The sequence below is a fragment of the Arsenicicoccus dermatophilus genome, assembly GCF_046267915.1.
GTDB lineage: Bacteria > Actinomycetota > Actinomycetes > Actinomycetales > Dermatophilaceae > Arsenicicoccus > Arsenicicoccus dermatophilus_A.
This window is the reverse complement of sequence record NZ_CP176520.1, coordinates 1,773,093-1,794,785: the sequence shown is the minus strand read 5'-3', so window position 1 is coordinate 1,794,785 and position 21,693 is coordinate 1,773,093. Positions and strand designations below refer to the sequence as shown.

The following is a 21,693-nucleotide window of genomic DNA, read 5'->3' as shown; positions in this document are numbered from 1 at the left end:
GGCGCTAGGCGAAGAAGGAGGCGTTCATGCGGGGGTCGGTGCGGAAGGGCACCGTGCGCACCCGGGTGCGGGTGCGCACCCAGCGCAGGTCCTCCACCGTCGCGCAGATGGCGTTGGCCCGGTCGCACTGGCTCTCGGAGAGGTAGAACGCGAACCGCCGCAGCCGCTTGTGCATGGCGTAGAAGGCCTCGAAGTCCACCTCGCGAGCCTCGTCCAGCTCCATCGAGCCGGCGGCCTCCAGGTCCGCCAGCGCCTGCTCGACGTCCTCCGGGCGCACCCGGGGCGCGAGCTCGGGATAGACGTCGATCATCCCGTCCTCGGAGACGATGATCGTCAGGCAAGGTGCGCTCGACGCCTCGGTGTAGCGCACGGCGGAGTTGTAGCGCGAACCCCGGCTCGGGTCGCCCGCGCCCGTCGCCACACCGTCCAGGATCACGCCCACGGCGTGGCACACCCCGTCCGGGGTGAGCAGCACGGCCCCGTCGATGCGGGTGACGGCGTCCAGGACGTCGGGGTTGAGCGACTGCGGGCGGATCGACAGGGCCTGCGGGGCGAGCCGGCGGGCCTCGGCCGCGGCGGCCGTGGTGACCACGAGCAGGGCGCCGCGGGCCTGCTGGGCGGCGCTCTGAGCGAGCATCCAGATCCCGCGGATGTCGTGGTCGGTGACGTCGTCGAAGACCCGCCGCATGGCGTCGATGAACAGGCTGGTGGACATGCGCGGCCGCGGGAGCTGGGGGTGCCCGCTGGAGACGCGCAGCAGCGGGTTGCGGTTGTAGGACATCTGCCAGGAGCCCTGCTCCAGCAGCGTGAACCGGAAGAGGTCGTTGTCCGAGTCGTCCGGCTCGTCGTGCGCCAGCGGCTCGACCGAGCCGAGGCCGTAGATCCGCTGGCCGTCGATGAGCAGGTGCAGCCCCGGCCGGGTCATCTCCAGCAGCTTGCGGAACTGGCGGCGCTCGCGCACCGAGACCGCCGAGCGCAGCTGGACCGCGACCGCGATCCGCGGGTGCCCCTCCCGGGCCATGACGACGGTGCCGGCCCCGACGCGTCCCTCGTACGGCGTGGAGGACAGGCCCTCGAAGGCGTCGAAGAGACCCTGGCCGAGACGCTCCCCCGCGATCAGGGCGGCGGAGTAGACCAGGTGGTTGGCCGAGCGGCGGATGGCGTCATTGGGCACGTCGTCGTCGATCGGGCTGATCGAGCGCGGCGGGCGGGCGGCGAGGAGCGCGTGGGTGGCGATGCGCAGCAGCTCGACGATGATCCCGTGGGTGAGCGAGGTCGTCAGCGGGACGCCGTCGATCTCGTCGTAGGGCAGGGCGTTGAGCTCGGCATACGCGCTGCTGTCCACGCTGATCGCCGGGTGGACGTGGTAGTCGCCGACCCGCGCCGAGGAGCCGATGAAGAAGGTCCGGCCGCGACCGGCCTTGGCGCTGTCCAGGGCCGAGGAGATCGCCTCGCACCGGGTGAGGTCCTCGAAGTGCTCGAGCCGGGCCTGCTCCACCTCGGGCGACTCGTAGCTCTCGTCGTGGGCCGGGTGCGCCTCGAACCGGCGCAGCGCGTCCGGCCGGATGCCCTCCAGGTCCTGCTCGCTGAACCCCCGGTCGGCCGGGGCGATGACCACGTCGGGCGAGCCGGGCGTGCGCACCCCGTCGGCCAGGAAGCCGACCAGGAGGGCGTCGGCGGAGACGATCGCGCCGATCTGGTCGGTGGCCCGGTCCGTCGCCCGGTCGAGGGAGAGCCGGAACTGCTCCTGGAAGTCCCACATCAGGTGATGCTGGGCAGGGGTGACGGTCACGGAAGCCTTCCTGGTGGGGTGCACGGGGCTACCGCGGAAGGATAGGTCCGGCTGCGCCTGGTCACGCACTGTTCCGGTTCGTGACGGCCGGACGGGGGACCGTGCTGGCGCGCTGTGTCGGGTGGTTACTCGCCGCCCTTCTGGACGAAGCCCCTGACGAACTCCTCGGCGTTGGACTCGAGCACCGAGTCGATCTCGTCCAGGATCGAGTCGAGCCCGGCGTCGTCGACGTGGGTGGTGAGGGCGGCGGTCGGTACCGGCGCCGGCAGGTCCGCAGGGCCCGGCTCACGGCGCTGCGGCTGGATCTGCTCCTGGGGCATGGTCTCTCCTCGGGTGGGTGCGGGGGTATGACGTCCCGCGCGGCTGGGTCGGTCGGGGGGTGTCAGTCGGTGCTCGGGAGGCCCTGCTCGAGGCGGTCCACGAGCTCGCCGGCCGTGAGGCAGCCGTCGACCACGGTCTGCAGCTGCTCGCGGGTGAGCTGCCAGGGGTCGGGCAGGTCGACCCGGCGGGCGGGCGCCTCGGGGTGGGTGCGCACCACGACCGAGTCCCAGGAGGCGGCCATCACCTGGTGCGGGAAGCGGCGCACCATCGTGCCGCGCAGCCACGCGCGGGTGTCTTCCGGGGGCATCGTCATGGCGGCGTCGACGAGCTGGGGCGGTTCGATCCGGTCGACGTGCCCGGCGGCCTCCAGCGTGTGGTGCAGGCCCTTGTCGGGGCGGACGTCGCTCCACTGGATGTCCATGGCGCGCAGCTTGGCGTCGTCCCAGGCGAGGCCGTCGCGGGAGCGGTACTGCTCCAGCAGCGCGAGCTTGGCCACCCAGTCGACCTGGGGCGCCGCCTGCTCCAGGTCGCTGCCGAGCAGGACCATCAGGTGGTCCCAGCGGTGCATGATCTCGTTGGTGTCCTGGTCCAGGTCCGAGCCGTAGACGCGGGACAGCTGGTCGTCGACCATCTCGTAGTAGGCCCACAGGATGTCCAGCGCGGTCATCCGCCGTCCGTCGTGCAGCTCGACGGTGGTGCGCAGGGAGGGATCGCGCGAGATCTGCTGCAGCGCCGCCACCGGGTCGGCGAGGGACAGGTTGCGGGTGACGTCCCGCTGCTCGATCAGCGACAGCACCAGGCTGGTGGTGCCCATCTTGAGCAGGGTGGCGGTCTCGGCCTGGTTGGCGTCGCCGATGATCACGTGCAGGCGCCGCCACCGGGTGGGGTCGGCGTGCGGCTCGTCGCGGGTGTTGACGATCCCGCGTCGGACGGTCGTCTCCAGCCCCATCGCCCGCTCGAAGAAGTCCGCGCGCTGGCTGATCTGGAAGCCCGCCTGCTCGGACTGCGGCCCGATGCCCACACGCCCGGCCCCGCACAGCACCTGGCGGGCGACGAAGAACGGCAGCACGTGCTGGGCGAGCTCGGTGAAGGGGATGGCCCGCTCCACGAGGTAGTTCTCGTGCGTGCCGTAGGACCTGCCCTTGCCGTCGGTGTTGTTCTTGTAGAGGTTGATCTGGCGACCCGACCAGTAGGCCTGGCGCTTGACGGCCTCGGCCATGACCTGCTCGCCCGCCCGGTCCCACACGACCGCGGCGTGGGGATTGGTGACCTCCGGCGAGGAGTACTCGGGATGGGCGTGGTCGACGTACAGCCGGGCCCCGTTGGTCAGCACGACGTTGGCGGCGATCTCGTCGTCCTCGTCGGTGAGCTGCGAGGGGTCGGCCCAGGCGCGTGGGGTCTCCTGACCGAACTGGTCGAGCAGCGGCCGCTCCGCCTCGTAGTCCCAGCGGGTCCGGGACACCGTGATCTCGGGCCTGGTGGCGTAGGCGTTGACGATCAGGCCGGACAGCACGACCGGATTGGCGTGCGGCTCCCCCGGCACGGAGATGCCGTACTCCGTCTCGATACCCATCACTCGGCGGACGCTCATGAGCGCCACCCTAGACGCTGCGCCTGGGCGCCGGATCCACCCGCGGTCAGGCGCGGGCGGCGTCGATGAGGGCCTGCACCGCGGCGCCGTAGGTCGCCACGACCTCCTCGTCCGCGGCCTCGTCCGGCAGCAGCCGGAGCACCCGGGTGCCGACGGCGAGCCCGACGAGGGCGCAGACCACCGTCTCGGCGACCAGGGTGGCGCGCTCGTCACCTCCGAGGCGGGCAGCCAGCGGGGCGGCGTAGGCCTCGTGGAACCGGCGGCGCACCTGGTCCGGGTCGGGCGCCGGGAGGGCGAGCACCACGGCGCGGGCGAGCGGCTGCGGCCCGGTGCGGCGGCGCAGCACGTCCCGCACCAGCTCCCGGCCCAGCTCCGGCAGCGGGTGCGACAGGTCCACCTCCTCGGGCGCGAAGGTCACCGAGGAGGTGAACAGCTCGGCCTTGGAGCCGACGAGCTTCATCACCAGGGCCGCCGAGACCCCGGCCTCCGCGGCGACGTCGCGGACCGACACGGAGTGGTACCCGCGCTCGGCGAACAACCTCCGCGCGGCCCTGATGATCTGCAGGTGGCTGTCGCTCATGACCGGATCATCGCAGGTGCGGACCGGGCTCACGAGGCGTCCCGCGCAGCGCGATCCCCGGTCGGGCCGGGCGGCGGACCGGTGGCTATCGTGGCTCCATCCACACCCTTGGAGGAACCCCGATGGATCTCACCGCCGCCCGCGACTACGCCCGCGAGGCCATGCCCCGCCTGCTCGAGGACCACGCCACCCTCGTGTCCCACCCGTCCATCGCCTTCCCCGGCTACCCCCGGGAGCCCATGGACGCCATCGCCCAGGACCTGCTGGAGATGTTCCGGCGCAACGGCGTGCCGGATGTCGAGCTGCTCGACATCCCCGGCGGCTACCCTGCGATCCACGCTGTCGTGCCCGGCCCCGAGGGCTCCCCGACCGTGACGATGTACGCCCACTACGACGTCCAGCCCTGCCCGGAGTCCCAGGACTGGCACACCGACCCCTGGGTCGCGACGCGCAAGGACGACGGCCGCATCTACGGCCGCGGCACCGCCGACTGCAAGGCAGGCGTGATCGCCGTCCTGGGCACCATGGGCGCCTTCGCCGGCAAGCCCCCCGTGACCGTGCGCCTGCTCGTCGAGGGCGAGGAGGAGACCGCCAGCCACATCGAGGAGTGGGTCGCCGCCCACCCCGAGATGGTGCGGAGCGACGCCTTCGTCATCTGCGACTCCGGCCCCGCCAAGGTCGGCGTGCCCTCCATCACCACGGGCCTGCGCGGCGACGTCGCCACCACGGTCACCCTCACGACCCTGGACAACGCCGTCCACTCCGGCCTGTTCGGCGGCGCCGCCCCCGACGCCCTGGTCGCCATGATCCAGCTGCTGTCGACGATGCACGACAAGGACGGCAACACGATCATCGAGGGCCTGCACTCCTTCGAGTGGGAGGGCGCCGAGGTGTCCGAGGCCGATCTCGCCGCCTCCGCCGGCGTCAAGGAGGGCGTCGGCCTGCAGGGCACCGGCCCCGTCGCCTCCCGCCTGTGGTCGCGCCCCTCCGCCACCGTCATCGGCCTGGACATGGTCCCGGTCGACACGTGCTCCAACGCTCTCGTCCCCTCGGTGCGCGCCCGCATCTCGGTGCGCATCGCCCCCGGCGCCGACATGCAGCACGAGCTCGACGTCGTCAAGGAGCACCTGCGCAGGCACGCGCCCTACGGCGCCACCCTGGAGTTCAGCGACGACAAGATGGGTTCGCCCTTCCAGGGCGACTCCTCGGGCCCGATCACGGCAACGGCGCTCAAGGCCCTCGAGGAGGTCTACGGCACCAGCCCGGTGCAGGTGGGCTCGGGCGGGTCCATCCCGCTGGTCACCGAGCTGCTGCACGCGTCCCCCGGTTCCGAGGCCATCCTGTGGGGCCCCGAGGACGAGGAGAAGGCCAAGATCCACGGCCCCGACGAGTCCGTCGACCCGGCCGAGATCGAGCGCATCATGCTCACCCAGATCCGGTTCCTGACCGAGATGGGCGCCCGCTCCTGAGCCGTGGTCGACCCGCCTGTCGGCATACGCCCGACGCATGCCCCCGTCCCGTTAAGGTCGGGGGCATGCGTCTGCCCCTGTTCCTGCTGCTCGACCTGGTCCTCGTCGTGGTCTTCTCGGCGCTGGGGCGTCGCTCGCACGCCGAGGCGGTCTCCCTCGCCGGTCTGCTCACCACGGCCTGGCCCTTCCTGGTCGGGGTGCTCGCGGGCTGGGCCGGGGTCGCGGGGTCCCGGCTGCCCGCGACCTCCCTGCGCGGCGGCGTCCCGATCTGGCTGACCACGGTCGTCGTGGGGATGATGCTGCGCGTGCTGACCGGGGCCGGGACGGCGTTCGCGTTCGTCTTGGTGGCCTTCACGGTCCTCGCGATCTTCCTGCTGCTGCCCCGTCTCATCGCCCAGCGCAGCCATCACCACCCGCCGGTCCCGCCCCGTCCCCGTCACTGAACCCCGTTGGCACGTTGAGTTTCTCGCCCTGCGGGCCGTAGCCTCTGATCGGCCTCAGGGGGCCGGGGAGACGGGGAGAGACATGCGCCATCACGCTGCCATCACGATGCCGGTCACGGTGGCCGTGCTCGTCCTGCTGGGGGCCTCGTGCACCAGCCAGCGGATCCAGCCGCCGAAGCACCAGCTGATCCCCACCCGCAGCACCTCGGGCCCGGCGGCGGTGCTCGCCTGCCCGCTGCAGGTGTCCTCCCCCACCACGTCGGACCGTCCGCTCCCGCCCGGTCTGCAACCGTCCGCGAGCCCCGGAACGGGCAGCACGCAGCGGACCTCGATCCCGCCGACCTGCGCCGCACCCGGCACCGGGACCGTGAGCTGTCCGGACGCGAGCGGCTGGCCCGCCGGCAGCGACCGGGGCCAGGTGGCACGCACCTTCGCCGGGTGGCAGGTGCGAGCGCTGGAGACTCGTCGGGTGGTGGTCACGGGCGCGGCGGACCGAGCCGCCACGGTGGTGCGCCTGGAGCGCGGGACCGAGGGCGCGCCCGCCCTGGCCGCGTGGCTGAGCCGGTGCGCCGCCCCCGCCCTGCTCGTCGGCTCCCGGCGGGATTCGTACGCCGTCCTCACCGGCGCGGGGTGGTCCCAGGCCGAGCGGGCGACGGTCGCCGGTCTGCTGGGCTGACCCTCGGCCGGTCGGTGGGCCACCGGGCCCAAGCCCCGGCCCTCGGGGCTGCGGGCCCGTCTCCTCAGCCGCGGACCAGGCTGCGCAGCTCGACGATCCGTTCCCCTCGCCGACCCGAGATGCGCGCCCAGTCGTCGGGATTCGTGGTGTTGGGCAGGTCCTCGTTCTCGCGCAGCTCGTCGTCGTACGCCGCCAGGAGGTGCTCCAGCCGCAGGCCCCGCTCCCCGGTGGTGAGCAGCGCCTTGATGGCTGCCGTCTTGGCACGGGCCACGACGTTCTGGATGATGGCGCCGCTGACGAAGTCGCTGAAGTACAGCACCTCGCGCGTCCCCGAGACATAGGTCGCCTCGAGGTAGCGGTTGGCCTCGGTCCGGGCGAACATCCGCTCCAGCACGGCGTCGATCAGGTCGGCCACGGTCTCGGTGGGGTCTCCGTCGTGCTCGGCGAGCTCGTCGGCGTGCAGGGGCACGTCGGTGGTGAGGTACTTCGCGAGGATCTCGCGGGCACCGCGTTCGTCGGGCCGTTCGATCTTGATCTTCACGTCCAGGCGGCCAGGACGCAGGATCGCGGGGTCGATCATGTCCTCGCGGTTGGAGGCCCCGATGACGATGACGTTGTCGAGGCGCTCGACCCCGTCGATCTCGGCGAGCAGCTGCGGCACGATCGTGGTCTCCACGTCGGAGGAGACTCCCGACCCCCGCGTGCGGAAGAGCGAGTCCATCTCGTCGAAGAACACCACCACGGGGGTCCCCTCGTCGGCCTTCTCCCGGGCCCGCTCGAAGATCAGCCGGATGTGCCGCTCGGTCTCGCCGACGTACTTGTTGAGCAGCTCGGGACCCTTGATGTTGAGGAAGTAGCTCCTGGGCGCCTGCCCGTCCTGCGCTCCCGGGGAGGCGCCGTCGCGGGCGGCCACCTGGCGGGCCAGGGAGGCCGCGACGGCCTTGGCGATGAGCGTCTTGCCGCAGCCGGGCGGGCCGTAGAGCAGCACCCCCTTCGGCGGCTTGAGCTGGTGCTCGCGATAGAGCTCGGGGTGCAGGAAGGGCATCTCGACGGCGTCGCGGATCTGCTCGATCTGCGGCTCCAGGCCCCCGATGTCGGCGTAGGAGATGTCGGGCACCTCCTCCAGCAGCAGCTCGGAGACCTCGGCGTGCGGCACCACCTCGGTGACGAAGCCGCTGCGGCCGTCGAGGAGCACGGCGTCCCCGGGGCGCAGCCGGACGTCGGCGAGGGACCCGGCGACCCGGACCACCCGCTCCTCGTCGCTGCGCAGCAGCACCACGACCCGGTGCTCGCCGAGCCGCTCCTTGACCAGGACGACCTCCCCGGTCTCCTCGTAGTCCGCGAGCCCGACCACGACGAGGGCCTCGTTGAGCCGCACCTCGCGCCCCGGGGCCAGCGCGGCGAAGGGCACCTCGCCGGACACCGCGACGCGCATCTTGCGGCCACCGGTCTGCAGGTCGACGCTGCGGTCGTCGGGATGGGCGCGCAGGACCACGCCGTACGTCGACGGCGGAGCCGCGATCCGGTCGATCTCCTCGCGCAGCCCGGTGATCTGGTCGCGGGCCGCCTTGAGCGTGGCGGTGAGCCGGTCGTTGGCCTGGCCGAGCGCGCCGTTGGCAGTGCGCAGCGCCGACAGCTGGGTGGTGAGCTCCCGGATGCGGGCGGCGTGCTGCTCACCGATCGGGTCATAGCTCATCGCGCGGCTCCGTCCCCTGCTGGTCCTGCGGATCGGGTAGGACGCGGCCGTGCTCGTCGCGCGGCTTCGGGGCCATGTCCGGCGGCGGTGCCTCGCCGGTGACCGAGCGCCGGACCCGTCGCAGCCGCTTGTCGCTGACGACCCGCTCGCCGACCTCCTCAGGGGTCCACTCGTGATCCCGCTCGACGCCGAAGGGCTGCTCGTCGGGGTCCTCCGGTCCCTTGGCCGGGCGGCGCTTGCGCAACGGCGGGGTGACACCGGGGGCGAGCCGGCGGGTGGTGATCAGGAAGCCGGTGTGCCCGTGCATCCGGTGCACCGGGCGGACCGCGAGACCTTCGAGGTGCCAGTCGCGCTCGATCGTCTCCCAGGCGTGCGGCTCGGTGAAGCCGCCGTGCTCCTTGCAGCCCTCGGCGACGCGTGACAGCTGGGTCGCGGTGGCGACGTAGCAGATCAGCAGGCCGCCCGGGGTGAGCGCGTCGGCGACGACCTCCAGGCACTCCCAGGGGGCGAGCATGTCCAGGACCACGCGGTCCACGGTGCCGGGCGCGCAGACCTGCGGGAGCACGTCGACCAGGTCGCCGACGGTCACCGTCCACGCCGGGTGGTCGGCGCCGAAGAACTGCCGGGCGTTGCCCCTGGCGATCTCGGCGAAGTCCGGGCGCCGCTCGAAGGAGTGCAGCCGGCCGTGCTCACCGACCGCACGCAGCAGGGACATCGACAGGGCGCCGGAGCCGACGCCGGCCTCGACGACGGTGGCGCCGGGGAAGATGTCGCCGTACTGCACGATCTGCCCGGCGTCCTTGGGATAGACGACGGCGGCGCCGCGCGGCATGGACATGACGTGGTCGGACAGCAGCGGCCGCAGCGCCAGGAACTCCTCGCCCACGGTGTTCTTGACGGTCGACCCGTCGGGCAGCCCGATGAGCCCGTCGTGCCAGATCCGGCCGCGGTGGGTGTCGAAGGCCGTGCCCTCCTGCAGGGTGACGGTGTGCCGACGGCCGCGGGCGTCGGTGAGCTGGACCCGCTCGCCTGCCCGGAAGGGGCCGCGTCGGCCGGCGGCGCCGGTGACCTCGGGGGCGTCGCCGGCAGGGGTCGGGGGTGCGGGTATGGCGGTGGGGTGCTCGGTCATGGTGCGGTCAGTCTAGTGACGCAGCCGTCGGCCCCGGCGGGGTGTCTGAGACCACCCACCGGGGCCGACGTCGCGGGCCGGGACCGGTCAGGTCACAGGCCGGTGCTCTGGCGGATCCAGTCGCGGTTGCGCGCGACGCTGCCGGCGTAGCCGATGTTGAGCTTCGGCTCGACGGTGGACACGACGCCGATCTGACGCCCCTCCTTGTCGGTCACGGGACCGCCGGAGTCGCCGGGGCGCCACATGGCCCCGCCGGGGCCCGCCTTCACCGTGACGGCCGGGCCGCCGCGGTAGTCGCGGGCGTTCAGGCCCTCCACGACGAGGTCGCCCTCGTTGAGGATGGAGTTCTTCTGCCGGTTGGCGTCGTCGGTGGTGTAACCGTAGCCGCGGACCAGGGCGGGGTCACCGACGGCCGGGTCCTGGTCCACCAGCGGGATGGGCGTCTCCTGGATGAACGGCTTCCAGGCGAGCTTGAACAGGACCAGGTCGTTCTTGGTGGGGGCGGCCACGACCGGCACCCGGTAGCCCGGGGTCTTCGCGTTGAGCGCGCCGATCTTGACGTTGTACATCCGCAGGTCGGTGGAGAACGTCGTGCAGTGCGCCGCGGTCAGCGCCCACTCGGTCGAGATGAGCGAACCGGTGCAGACCAGACCACCCTTGTACTCGATCGCCAGGGTGCCCTTCGTGGCGGTGGCGGCGCGGCCGTTGATGATCCCCCGGTCGGTCGGCTCGGGGGCGCGGCTGCTCAGCACCTCCAGGCTCTTGGTGCCGGACAGCGTGACCGGCGCGGCCGTGGGGGCCGTGGTCGGGGCGGGCCGGGTGGGACGACCGGTCGGGGTCGGCGGGGCCCAGGTCGGGCGGGTGGTCGGGCGCGAGGTGGGCGCCGTCGTCGGAGCCGTCGTCGGGGCGGGCCGGGTGGGACGACCGGTCGGGGTCGGCGGGGCCCAGGTCGGGCGGGTGGTCGGGCGCGAGGTGGGCGCCGTCGTCGGAGCCGAGGTGGGCGCCGTCGTGGGAGCCGAGGTGGGCGCGGTCGTCGGAGCCGTGGTCGGGCGCGTGGTGGGCGCGGTCGTGGGCGCGGTCGTGGGCGCCGTGGTCGGCGCCGTGGTCGGAGCCGTCGTGGGCGCCGTGGTGGGAGCCGTCGTCGGAGCCGTCGTCGGTGCCGGGGTGGGGCCGTTCTTGGAGCCGGGCAGCGCGCAGCCAGGGGCGCTCAGGTCAAGCGCGCCGGTGGCCGCGACGCACGCCGCGAGGGGAGCCACCTGCTGGGCGTAGGTGCGGCCCTTGTTGGCCGTCTTGGCGCCGGAGGCGTCGACCTCGCAGGGATTGTTGAGCGTGCACATCTGACCGTCGTCGTTGCCGGTGTTGAACACGCCGACCACGTCACCCTTGGTGGCGTCCACCAGCGGGCTGCCGGACATGCCGTGGTAGCCCTGGCAGGAGGTGCCCAGGCGGATCGAGTCGGTCCAGCGCCAGCGACCCTCCTCCATGCCGGGGACGAAGCCCTCGACCTTGCAGCCGAAGCTGTGCTTCCAGTACCCGGAGGGGACGAGGACGTCGGTGCCGTCGGCGACCTTGGTGGGCCGGACGGCCAGGGCGGCGACGCCGTAGTCGCTCTTGATCTGGGCGTAGGTCTTCGTGGCGCGCAGCAGGGCGACGTCGGTGGTCGTGGTGGTCGCGTAGACCAGCCGGTCGAGGGTCAGGGTCCCCTTCTCGGTGGCCTGGGGACCGGCCAGCACGGTGGCGTCGACCTTGACCGCCTTGTCGACGTGCGCCGAGCCAGGGCTCGGGTCGCCGCCGGCCTCGGAGGGGGTGCAGTGCCCGTTGGTCAGGACGAGCGCCTGCGCCGTGTCGGGGGTGCCGGGGAAACGGACGATGGAGCCCGAGCAGCCGCCGATGTCGACGAGCGCGTCGTAGCTGACCTCCTGGGCGGTGGTGGCCACGGTGGGCGTGCGGCCCTCGACCGGTCCGGCCGGGACGGCGGCGGCCAGGGGCATCCCGAGGCCGAAGGCGAGCGCCGTAGCAGCGCCGAGGGTGGGGACGCGCGGGGGGATGCGTCGCATGGTGGAGTCTCCTTGAGCCAGGCTGGTGGGCGGACCCGTGGGGTGGACGGACCCGCGTTCACCCTAGGAGCGCAAACCGGGCGGGACAATGGGTCTTAGCCCAGATGTGGAGAAAGCGGCACGATACGTGACAGTCAGGTATCAGATGGATCACCGTTGTGTCGGGTTGTCCGCCTTTCGCCTGAATGGCCATCACCTTGCGCCTCCCTGATCCGGTGAGGACCCAGGTCCGGGACGTGATGCGGTCGCGCGTCGGGCCCAGGTGGCGTCCAGGGTCCGTCGGCGGTGGTCCCCGCCCACCCCGGCGCGCGTCGCGTGCCCGGCTCAGGCGGTGGCTGCCTGCTCGATCTCGTGGGCGTCCAGCAGGGCGAGCCGTTCCCCCGGGCCGCGCAGCAGCACCACCGGCGCGCCCGTGCGTGCCATCCGCTCCAGCACCTCGGTTGCCCCCACGCCCGGGCGGTGCTCCATCACCCATCCCGACGGTTGGACGGCGGCTACGGCGGTGAGCGGGGTGACGGCGTGCCGGTCTGCGGGGACGCCGGGCAGCGTGCGCGGGTCCACGACGGCGACGGGGGTTCCCGCGGCGTCGTGCAGGGCGACGGCCTGGGCCCCCTGCGCGAAGGCTGCGATGGCCTCCGAGAGGGGTGCGTCCGCGGGCAGCAGGGCCGCGGGGTGGGCCAGCGCGTCCAGGCTCACCCGGTCCACCAGGCCACGGACGCCGGCGGCGTGGATCGCCGAGGTCGCGCCCTGCCACAGGAAGCCTCCGAGCAGGGCGCTCCACAGCACCCCCACGAGGTCCAGGTCCTGTCCGTCCAGCAGGGGTACGACGAGGAACCACGCCAGCGACGCCACCGCCAGGACCCGCCCGCACCAGCCGGCGACCCGCAGCCCGGTGGTGCGGTTGCCGGTGATCCGCCATACGAGCGCGTCGAGCACGAAACCGCCGTCGAGCGGGAGGCCGGGCAGCAGGTTGAAGACCGCCACGAAGGCGTTGGCGTAGAACACCGAGCCGACCAGGAGCCGCAGGACGCCGGGGTCGAGGACCCCCATGAGCAGCCACGCGACGACGGCGAGGAGCACGTTGGCGAAGGGGCCGGCGAGCGCGACCAGGGCGCTGCGGCCGGGGGTGTTGGCATCGGCCTGGTAGGTCGTGTGGCCGCCCATGAGGTCTGCGACGATCGCGTGGACCCGGTGGCCGAAGGCCTGGGCGGTCAGGGCGTGCCCGGCCTCGTGCGCCAGGACGGACACCAGGAGCATCAGGGCATAGGCGAGCGCGAGCAGGTAGGACCCGACGCCCAGCTCGGGGTAGCGCGGGCCCCAGGTGGCGAGGACGAAGATCGCCAGGATCGGCCAGCTGCGCCCGAGGTAGATCGGGGTTCCGCGCAGGGAGCCCAGGCGCCATCCCGACGAGGGCGCCGGGGCGTCGTCGGCGACATGGTCGGCGTCGTCGTGCGGCGGGTGACCGGCGGGGTGAGACATGGTGGCGAGCCTACGGTGCGCAGGGGGTCTGTCGGTGGGACGTCGTAGGGTCCGTCCCATGGTTGCCGCCCTGTCTCCCAGCCGCGCCTCGGACTTCATGCAGTGCCCGCTGCTCTATCGCTTCCGGGTGATCGACCGGTTGCCCGAGCCGCCGTCGGCCGCGGCGGCGCGCGGGACGCTGGTGCACGCGGTGCTGGAGCGGGTCTTCGACGTGCCGGCGCCCGAGCGCACCCTGGAGCACGCCGCGACGCTGGTGGAGCCGCAGTGGGAGGCGCTGCTCGCGGAGCGGCCCGAGCTGGCCGAGCTGGTGGGCGACGGGGCGGAGGCGGTGGAGCTGACTCGCTGGCTGGCCGACGCGACCCGCCTGGTGGAGCGGTGGTTCACGCTGGAGGACCCCAGCGACCTGGAGCCGGCCGAGCGTGAGCTGTATGTCGAGTGCGACGCCGACGGGCTGCTGCTGCGCGGCTACGTCGACCGGCTCGACGTCGCGCCCAACGGGATGGTGCGGGTCGTGGACTACAAGACGGGCAAGAGCCCCTCGGAGCTGTTCGAGGGCAAGGCGTTGTTCCAGATGAAGTTCTACGCCCTGGTGCTGTGGCGCACCCGGGGCGTGGTGCCCGCGCTGCTGCAGCTGGTCTACCTCGGGGACGGGACGATCCTGCGCTACCAGCCCGATGAGGCCGACCTGCGCGCCACCGAGCGCAAGCTCAAGGCGCTGTGGGACGCCATCGTGCGGGCCGCCGAGTCCGGCGACTGGCGGCCCAACCGGTCGCGACTGTGCGACTGGTGCGCCCACCAGGCGATCTGCCCCGCCTGGGGCGGCACTGCCCCGCCGGTGCCCGAGGGGGCCGTGGAGCGCGCCCTCAACCCGGCTGCCTCGGCCCCGGTCGAGCGGGACGTGGCGGACGAGGACGACCCCCTGGAGGAGTGACCGCGGGGCGCGCGGGAGCGGGCGGCGTCGAGCGCCGTGAGCGCGGGGACCGAGCAGGCGCGCGTGGTGATCGCCCGGGCAGCGCGGGGGTGGCGGCCGGCGGCGCGATCGAGGGACCGGCGGGACCCCGTCGCGGAGCTACAACGCGCGGCTGAGGGTGATGTCCTCGCGCTCGTAGCCGACAGCCTCGTAGAGCCCGAGGGCGCCGTCGTTGGCGGCCCCGGTGGTCAGCCGGATCCGGGCCACCCCGCGCCCGCGCGCCCACTCCTCGACAGCCCGGACCAGGGCCCGCCCGATGCCGTAGCCCTCGCGGTCCTCGCGCACGACGAGCTCGCCGACATAGACGTCGAGCTGCCCCGACCAGTGGCGCTGCTCCTCGGTCGAGATGAATCCCACGACCACGCCGGCCTGCTCGGCCACGAGCACGACCCGGTCGTCGCCCGTCCCGGCCCGGTCGACGGCATCGGTGACCCACCCACGGACCGCGGCGACCACCGCCTCACGGTCCCGCCAGGGGGCGACCCCCACGGTCAGCCGGTCCGCCATACCGACGATCTCGTCCCGGTCGCCCGGCTCGTAGACCCGCACGTGAAAGTCCATGCCCACCAGCGTGGCACGTGAGCTCACCCCGGGCCACCGCGCCGTCGGTCGAGGCGTCCCACCCCGACGCGGACCTGCTCGCCGTGCCACACGCCGCTCCGCCCCGCCGCTCGGGTGACCGGCCCCTCCCCTGGCACGCCGCTCCCGAGGCCACCCTCCTCCCCTCGCCCGTCGGCCCGCCGTACCTCTGGGGGCCAGGCTGGCCCCGAAAGATACGTCTTGGGGCCTCTTTGAACGTGCCACGGGGCCAGCCTGGCCTAGAACGAACCGGCCGATCGAGGCGAGCCGGCCGACCGGCCGGACGACCAGCTCATGGCACCGTCGGTCCTGCGCATCCGCCTGCTGGGTGACCGGGTGCTGCGACCGAGACCTGGCAGCCCACTCCCCCGTCCCCGTGACGTGGCTGGAGACGCTGGAGTGACACCCGCCAGGGCGCGCTCCACGACCTGGGACGTCAGCGGAAGAGCCGCCAGAGCGCCGCGACCGACTGCCCCTGCATGGTGGGCACGAGGCGCAGGCCCTCCTGCTCGGGGATCGGCACGATGTGCGGGATCCCGATGGTCGGCACGCCCGCCGCGAGGGCGGAGGCGATGCCGGTGTTGGAGTCCTCGATCGCCAGGCACCGCGCGGGGTCGACGCCCAGGTGCTCGGCGGCGGTGAGGTAGGCCTCGGGGTGCGGCTTGCCCTCGACGACCATGTCGCCGGTGACGACCACGTCGAAGGTCCCCTCGGGCAGGGCGGCGACGAGCTCGGCGGCGAAGGCCTCGTAGGACATGGTCACGAGCGCCCGCGGCACGCCGAGCTCGCGGGTCTGCGTCAACAGGTCCTGGGCGCCGGGCCGCCAGGGCACGTGCTCGCGGAACCGGCGGATGACGCCGCCCATGAGGTGCTGGACGATCTCGTCGCGCGGCATGGTGACCGGGCTGTTGGCGCGGATGAAGTCGGCGGACCAGGTGAGGGCCTGGCCGACGAGGCGGTGGGCGAGGTCGTCGTTCCAGGTGCCGCCGTAGGACTCGACGAGGGCGGTCTCCTCGATGATCCAGTAGGGCTCGGAGTCGACGAGGGTGCCGTCCATGTCGAAGAGGACGGCGGCGGGCAGGTCCCGCTGGGTGGCGGCGTGGTCGCGGTCGGTCATGTCAGGCCTTGAAGTAGGTGGCGTCGGGGTGGTGGGCGACGAGCGCGTCGGTGGACTGCTCGGGGTGCAGCTGGAGCTCCTCGGAGAGGGTGACGCCGATCCGCTCGGGCTGCAGGAGCCGCACGAGGGTGGTGCGGTCCTCCAGGTCGGGGCAGGCCGGGTAGCCGAAGGAGTAGCGCTCGCCGGCATACCGCTGCTTGAGGATGTCCTCGACGTCGGAGGCGTCGGCGCGGTCGATGCCGAGCTCGGCGCGGACCCGGGCGTGCCACAGCTCGGCGAGGGCCTCGGTCAGCTGCACGGACAGTCCGTGCAGCTCGAGGTAGTCGCGGTAGGCGTTCTGCGCGAAGAGCTCGGCGGTGGCCTGCGCCACCCGGTCGCCCATGGTCACCAGCTGGAAGCTGATGACGTCGGGTCGCCCGTCGGCCTGGACCTGCTCGCGGGAGCGCCAGTAGTCCGCGAGGCACAGCCGCTTGTCGCGTCCCTGGCGCGGGAAGGTGAACCGCGCGATTTCGTCCCCGAGCCGGATGGTGCCGTCGGGGCCGGTGGTGTGGTCGAGGACGACGACGTCGTTGCCCTCGGACCAGCAGGGGAAGTAGCCGTAGACCACGGCCGGCTGCAGCAGGTCCTCGGTCTTGATGCGGTCGAGCCACATCCGCAGGCGGGGCCGGCCCTCGGTGGCGACGAGCTCGTCGTAGGACGCGCCGTTCTCGGCGCGCGAGGGCTTCAGGCCCCACTGGCCGAGGAAGGTCGCCCGCTCGTCGAGGTAGGCGGCCACGTCGCCGAGGGCGATGCCCTTGACCACGCGGGTGCCCCAGAAGGGCGGCGTGGGCACGGGGACGTCGGCGGCGACGGCGTCGGAGCGGCGGGTGTCGACCGGCAGCTCCTCGACCGACTCTTCCTCCGTATGCCGCGCCACGCGCCTGGGCCGCAGCGCCGGCAGCGCGTCGGCCAGGCTGATCGCGGGGTCGGCCTTGGCCTGGGCGACGGCGTCCATGAGGCGCAGCCCCTCGAAGGCGTCCCGGGCGTAGCGCACCTGTCCGGCATACATGTCGGCGAGGTCCTGCTCGACGTAGGCGCGGGTGAGGGCGGCGCCGCCGAGCAGGACGGGGTAGCGCTCGGCCAGGCCGCGGTCGTTGAGCTCGAGGAGGTTGTCGCGCATGATCACGGTCGACTTCACGAGCAGCCCGCTCATCCCGATGGCGTCGACCTGGTGCTGCTCGGCCTGCTCGATGATCTCGTTGACGGGGATCTTGATGCCGATGTTGACGACGTCGTAGCCGTTGTTGGACAGGATGATGTCGACGAGGTTCTTGCCGATGTCGTGGACGTCGCCCTTGACGGTGGCGAGCAGGACGCGGGCCTTGGCCTCGCGCTTGGTGCCGCCGGCGGCGGCCTCGATGTGCGGCTCGAGGTGGGCGACGGCGGTCTTCATGGTCTCGGCGGACTGCAGCACGAAGGGCAGCTGCATCTTGCCGGAGCCGAAGAGCTCGCCGACGGTCTTCATCCCCTCCAGGAGCATGTCGTTGATGACCGCGAGAGGGTCGTGCCCGGAGGCCAGGGCCTGGTCCAGGTCGTCCTCCAGTCCGTTGCGCTCGCCGTCGACGATGCGCTGGGCGAGGCGCTGCTCCAGCGGCAGGGAGGCGAGGGCGGAGGCGCGCTCGGCCTTCAGGGAGGTGGAGTCGACGCCCTCGAAGAGCTCGAGCATCCGGGCCAGCGGGTCGTAGGTGCACTCGGAGGCGCCGGGCTCGCCCGCCCACTGGCGGCGGTCGTGGATCAGGTCCAGGGCGACCTGCAGCTGCTCGGCCGGGATCCGGGAGATGGGCAGGATCTTGGCGGAGTTGACGATGGCGGAGGTGAGGCCGGCCTTGACGCACTCGTCGAGGAAGACCGAGTTGAGGACCACGCGGGCGGCGGGCCTGAGCCCGAAGGACACGTTGGACACGCCGAGGGTGGTCTGCACGCCGGGGTAGCGGGTGGTCAGCTCGCGGATCGCCTCGATCGTCTCGATCGCGTCGCGGCGGGTCTCCTCCTGCCCGGTGGCGATCGGGAAGGTGAGGCAGTCCACGACGATGTCCTCGACGTGCAGGCCGTGGTCGCGGGTGAGCGCGTCGATCAGGCGACTGCCGACCGCGACCTTGTGCTCGCGGGTGCGGGCCTGGCCCTGCTCGTCGATGGTCAGGGCGACCACGGCGGCGCCGTGCTCGCGGGCCAGGCGGGTCATCCGGTCCCAGCGGGAGCCGGGGCCGTCGCCGTCCTCGAAGTTGACCGAGTTGATGACCGCGCGGCCGCCGAGGCGCTCCAGCCCGGCCTCGACGACGGCGGGCTCGGTGGAGTCCAGGACGAGCGGCAGCGTGGACGCCGTGGCCAGCCGGGAGACCACCTCGGCCATGTCGGCGGCGCCGTCGCGCCCGACGTAGTCGACGCACACGTCCAGCAGGTGGGCGCCGTCGCGGGTCTGCTCGCGGGCGATCTCCACGCAGTCGTCCCAGCGCTCGGCGAGCATCGCCTCGCGGAAGGCCTTGGAGCCGTTGGCGTTGGTGCGCTCCCCGATCGACAGGAAGGACGTGTCCTGGCGGAAGGGCACGGGGGCGTAGAGCGAGGCGACGCCCGGCTCGGGCCGTGGGGTGCGCGCGGTGACCGGGGCGCCGCCCACGGCGGCCGCGACGGCCCGCAGGTGCTCGGGGGTGGTCCCGCAGCAGCCGCCGACGAGGTTGACGCCGTACGTCCCGACGAAGCCGCGGTGGGCGGCGGCCAGCTCGTCCGGGCCGAGGGGATAGACCGCGCCGTCCGTGCCGAGCTGGGGCAGCCCGGCGTTGGGCATCACCGTGATCGGGATCCGCGACTGCTGGGCCAGCACCCGCAGGTGCTCGCTCATCTCGGCCGGGCCGGTGGCGCAGTTCAGGCCGATCCCGTCGACGCCGAGCGCCTCCAGGGCCACCAGCGCGGCACCGATCTCCGAGCCGAGCAGCATGGTGCCGGTCGTCTCCACGGTCACCGACACCAGGACCGGCAGGGTCTCCCCCGCCGCCGCCAGCGCACGCCGGGCGCCGACCACCGCGGCCTTGGCCTGCAGCAGGTCCTGCACGGTCTCCACGAGCAGCACGTCGGCGCCGCCGTCGACGAGCCCGCGGGCGCACTCCTGGTAGGCGTCGCGCAGCGTCGCATAGTCGATGTGCCCGAGCGAGGGCAGCTTGGTGCCCGGCCCCATCGATCCGATGACGAACCGCGGCTTGTCCGGCGTCCGCGCCGTCCGGTCCTCGGTCGCCTCGCGGGCGATCTGCGCCCCCGCCCGGGCCAGCTCGTAGACCCGCTCGACGATGTCGTACTCGCCCAGGTTGGCCCAGTTGGCGCCGAAGGTGTTGGTCTCCACGCAGTCCGACCCGGCCTCGAGATAGGCGTCGTGCACCGACCGCACCACCTCGGGACGGGTGACGTTGAGGATCTCGTTGCACCCCTCGTGGCCCTGGAAGTCCTCCAGCGACGGGTCCGCCGCCTGGAGCATCGTGCCCATCGCGCCGTCGGCGACGAGCACCTGACGGGTCCACAGGGTGCGGAAGAGGTCCGAGCGTGCGCTCACGGGAGTCCTGCCTTTGTCGTCGGGGGCGGTGCGAAGTCTAGGCTGGACGGGCTCTCGTCCCCGACCTGTCCAGGAGACCGCCGTGATCCAGCTCGACGACCTGCCCGAGCTCCAGCGACCGGTGATGATCGCGGCCTTCGAGGGGTGGAACGACGCCGGCGAGGCGGCCAGCGCCGTGATCGCCCACCTGATCGAGGTGTGGGGCGCGCAGCCGGTCGCCGCGATCGACCCCGAGGAGTTCTACGACTTCCAGGTCACCCGGCCACGGATCGTCCACGAGGCGGGCGAGCGCCTGGTGACCTGGCCGACCACCCGGATCCTGCACGCGTCCCTGACCGGGGAGGACCGGGACGTGCTCGTCGTCGAGGGTATCGAGCCGTCCGTGCGGTGGCGGGGTTTCACCGAGCAGCTGCTCGAGCTGGCCGAGCAGGCCGGCGTGGAGCTGCTCATCACGCTGGGGTCCTACCTCGCGCCGGTGCCGCACACCCGGCCGATCCAGACCGACGTGACCAGCGAGTCCCAGGAGCTGACGCACCGCTTTGACCTGTCTGCGTCCAGCTACGAGGGGCCGACGGGGATCACCGGGGTGATCAACCTGGCGGCCGAGCAGATCGGGCTGCCCGCGGTGAGTGCCTGGGCGGGCATCCCGCACTACGCCGGGTCGGTGCCCTCCCCCAAGGCCTCGCTGGCGCTGCTGGACCGGTTGGAGGAGCTGCTCGACATCACCATCCCCCGTGGGGAGTTCGTCGAGGACGCCGCCGCCTGGCAGCGCGGGGTGGACGAGCTGGCCGCGGGCGACCCCGACGTCGCGGAGTACGTCGCGTCGCTGGAGTCCGCGCAGGACACCGCCGAGCTGCCCGAGGCGTCCGGCGAGGCCATCGCCCGCGAGTTCGAGAAGTTCCTGCGCCGTCGCGGCGACACCGACTGAGCCCACGAGGGCCCCTGCCCTCGTGACGATCAGAGCCGTATGCCGAGGAAGGCGTCGAGCGCGTCGCCCACCAGGTCGCCCTGACCGGTCTGCGCTCCCGCGGCCGCGCACCAGGCGTCGACGGCGGCCAGCGCGGCCGGGGTGTCCAGGTCCTGACACAGCGCGGCGCGGACCTGCCCGACCACCTCGTCCGCGGGCGGGGTCGTCGCCCGGGCGACGCCCTCGCGCCAGCGGGCCAGCCGCTCCTGGGCCCGCGCGAGCAGCGCGTCGGTCCACGACCACTCGGTGCGGTAGTGCTGGTCGAGCAGCACCAGCCGCACGGCCATCGGGTCGACGCCCTGCTCGCGCAGCCGGGAGACGAGCACCAGGTTGCCCTTGGACTTGCTCATCTTCTCCCCGTCCAGGCCCACCATGGCCTGGTGCAGGTAGGCGCTCGCGAACCGCGGCTGCCCGGTCAGCCCCACGGCCTGCACGGCCGACATCTCGTGGTGCGGGAAGACCAGGTCGGTGCCGCCGCCCTGCACGTCGAAGCCCATGCCCAGGGTGTCCAGCGCGATGGTGGTGCACTCGACGTGCCAGCCGGGTCGGCCGCACCCGAGCTCGCCGCCCTGCCAGGCGGGCTCGCCGCGGCGCTCGGCGCGCCACAGGAGCGGGTCGAGGGGGTCGCGCTTGCCGGGGCGGTCCGGGTCGCCGCCGCGGTCGGCGAAGACCTCGAGCATCTGCTCGCGGGTCCAGCCGCAGACCTTCCCGAAGCTCGCCTGGCGGGACAGGTCCAGGTAGTGGTCCCGGGCGCCGTCGGCGACGAGCTCGACGTCGGGGCCGGGGATCTCGACGGGGTATGCCGCGCCGGACCGGACCAGCTGCCGCACCTGGTCGGCGACCCGGTCCACGGACTCGACCACCCCGACGTAGTCGGTGGGCGGGAGCACCCGCAGCGCGGTCATGTCGTCGCGGAAGAGCTGGATCTCCTTGGTGGCCAGGGCGGTCCAGTCGACGCCGTCGCGGGCCGCCCGCTCGAGCAGGGGGTCGTCGACGTCGGTGACGTTCTGGGTGTAGGCCACCTCGTGCCCGGCCTGGCGCAGCGCCCGCCCCAGCAGGTCGAAGGTGACGTAGGTCGCCGCGTGACCCATGTGGGTCGCGTCGTACGGCGTGATCCCGCAGCAGTAGATCCGCGCGGTCGGGCCGGGCGTCAGCTCCACCACCTCGCCTCGGGCGGTGTCGTGGATCCGGACGGGCAGCGGGCTGCCGGGGACGGTGGGGACGGCGGGGGCGGGCCAGGACTTCACGCG

The 21,693-nt window shown here is 73.0% G+C and carries 17 protein-coding genes; 5 read left to right on the top strand and 12 right to left on the bottom strand.

Translation table 11 applies throughout. The annotated features are described in order from the left end of the window. Window positions 1-4 precede the first annotated feature (4 nt). The 4 genes from ACK2IS_RS08680 to ACK2IS_RS08665 all read right to left on the bottom strand — a co-directional run bounded on the left by ACK2IS_RS08680 (window position 5) and on the right by ACK2IS_RS08665 (window position 4,284). Window positions 5-1,792 carry a diadenylate cyclase gene (locus ACK2IS_RS08680; protein WP_409482945.1) on the bottom strand — a complete coding sequence of 596 codons (1,788 nt, stop codon included), beginning with the start codon at window positions 1,790-1,792 and terminating at the stop codon, window positions 5-7. Between the two features lie 125 nt (window positions 1,793-1,917). Continuing rightward, window positions 1,918-2,112, bottom strand: coding sequence for a ubiquitin-like protein Pup (locus ACK2IS_RS08675; protein WP_409482944.1), 195 nt, complete (start codon window positions 2,110-2,112; stop codon window positions 1,918-1,920). 62 nt (window positions 2,113-2,174) lie between these two features. Continuing rightward, window positions 2,175-3,704, bottom strand: a complete 1,530-nt coding sequence (gene dop, locus ACK2IS_RS08670; RefSeq protein WP_409482943.1) for a depupylase/deamidase Dop — start codon at window positions 3,702-3,704, stop codon at window positions 2,175-2,177. Between the two features lie 46 nt (window positions 3,705-3,750). Further along, window positions 3,751-4,284 (bottom strand): TetR family transcriptional regulator, encoded by a 534-nt coding sequence (locus tag ACK2IS_RS08665; RefSeq protein ID WP_409482942.1) that lies wholly within the window; start codon window positions 4,282-4,284, stop codon window positions 3,751-3,753. 122 nt (window positions 4,285-4,406) lie between these two features. Between ACK2IS_RS08665 and ACK2IS_RS08660 the strand changes: the two genes are divergently transcribed. The 3 genes from ACK2IS_RS08660 (at window position 4,407) to ACK2IS_RS08650 (ending at window position 6,872) form a co-directional block, all read left to right on the top strand. Beyond that, entirely contained in the window at window positions 4,407-5,753 is a 1,347-nt protein-coding gene (locus ACK2IS_RS08660; RefSeq protein WP_409482941.1) for a M20/M25/M40 family metallo-hydrolase, read from the top strand. Window positions 5,754-5,818: 65 nt separating this feature from the next. Then, window positions 5,819-6,196, top strand: coding sequence for a DUF3054 domain-containing protein (locus tag ACK2IS_RS08655; protein WP_409482940.1), 378 nt, complete (start codon window positions 5,819-5,821; stop codon window positions 6,194-6,196). An 82-nt stretch (window positions 6,197-6,278) separates the two neighbouring features. Then, complete coding sequence (locus tag ACK2IS_RS08650; protein WP_409482939.1) at window positions 6,279-6,872, top strand: hypothetical protein; 594 nt, start codon at window positions 6,279-6,281, stop codon at window positions 6,870-6,872. A 64-nt stretch (window positions 6,873-6,936) separates the two neighbouring features. On the opposite strand, the gene arc is transcribed toward ACK2IS_RS08650, so the two are convergent. From arc to ACK2IS_RS08630, 4 genes are all read right to left on the bottom strand, one after another. Next, a complete protein-coding gene (gene arc, locus ACK2IS_RS08645; protein ID WP_409482938.1) occupies window positions 6,937-8,568 on the bottom strand; it encodes a proteasome ATPase in 1,632 nt (543 codons plus the stop codon). After that, entirely contained in the window at window positions 8,558-9,697 is a 1,140-nt protein-coding gene (locus tag ACK2IS_RS08640; protein ID WP_409482937.1) for a tRNA (adenine-N1)-methyltransferase, read from the bottom strand. The genes arc and ACK2IS_RS08640 overlap by 11 nt, the downstream gene beginning before the upstream one ends. A gap of 92 nt (window positions 9,698-9,789) precedes the next feature. Then, a complete protein-coding gene (locus ACK2IS_RS08635) occupies window positions 9,790-11,754 on the bottom strand; it encodes a trypsin-like peptidase domain-containing protein (RefSeq protein WP_409482936.1) in 1,965 nt (654 codons plus the stop codon). A 324-nt stretch (window positions 11,755-12,078) separates the two neighbouring features. Then, window positions 12,079-13,233 carry a M50 family metallopeptidase gene (locus ACK2IS_RS08630; RefSeq protein ID WP_409482935.1) on the bottom strand — a complete coding sequence of 385 codons (1,155 nt, stop codon included), beginning with the start codon at window positions 13,231-13,233 and terminating at the stop codon, window positions 12,079-12,081. Between the two features lie 58 nt (window positions 13,234-13,291). Here ACK2IS_RS08630 and ACK2IS_RS08625 point away from each other — a divergent pair, with 58 nt between their 5' ends. Beyond that, a complete protein-coding gene (locus ACK2IS_RS08625) occupies window positions 13,292-14,164 on the top strand; it encodes a RecB family exonuclease (RefSeq protein ID WP_409482934.1) in 873 nt (290 codons plus the stop codon). A gap of 138 nt (window positions 14,165-14,302) precedes the next feature. On the opposite strand, the gene ACK2IS_RS08620 is transcribed toward ACK2IS_RS08625, so the two are convergent. The 3 genes from ACK2IS_RS08620 to metH all read right to left on the bottom strand — a co-directional run bounded on the left by ACK2IS_RS08620 (window position 14,303) and on the right by metH (window position 19,476). Further along, window positions 14,303-14,764, bottom strand: coding sequence for an N-acetyltransferase family protein (locus ACK2IS_RS08620; RefSeq protein ID WP_409482933.1), 462 nt, complete (start codon window positions 14,762-14,764; stop codon window positions 14,303-14,305). Between the two features lie 454 nt (window positions 14,765-15,218). After that, window positions 15,219-15,899 carry an HAD family hydrolase gene (locus ACK2IS_RS08615; protein ID WP_409482932.1) on the bottom strand — a complete coding sequence of 227 codons (681 nt, stop codon included), beginning with the start codon at window positions 15,897-15,899 and terminating at the stop codon, window positions 15,219-15,221. Between the two features lies 1 nt (window position 15,900). After that, the gene (metH, locus tag ACK2IS_RS08610; RefSeq protein WP_409482931.1) at window positions 15,901-19,476 is read right to left on the bottom strand and encodes a methionine synthase; all 3,576 of its coding nucleotides are present in this window, start codon (window positions 19,474-19,476) and stop codon (window positions 15,901-15,903) included. Between the two features lie 82 nt (window positions 19,477-19,558). On the opposite strand from metH, the gene ACK2IS_RS08605 reads away from it, so the two are divergent. Beyond that, on the top strand, window positions 19,559-20,404 hold the full coding sequence (locus tag ACK2IS_RS08605; protein WP_409482930.1) for a PAC2 family protein: 846 nt from the start codon (window positions 19,559-19,561) through the stop codon (window positions 20,402-20,404). 29 nt (window positions 20,405-20,433) lie between these two features. On the opposite strand, the gene mshC is transcribed toward ACK2IS_RS08605, so the two are convergent. Continuing rightward, the gene (mshC, locus tag ACK2IS_RS08600; RefSeq protein WP_409482929.1) at window positions 20,434-21,690 is read right to left on the bottom strand and encodes a cysteine--1-D-myo-inosityl 2-amino-2-deoxy-alpha-D-glucopyranoside ligase; all 1,257 of its coding nucleotides are present in this window, start codon (window positions 21,688-21,690) and stop codon (window positions 20,434-20,436) included. Window positions 21,691-21,693: the final 3 nt, after the last annotated feature.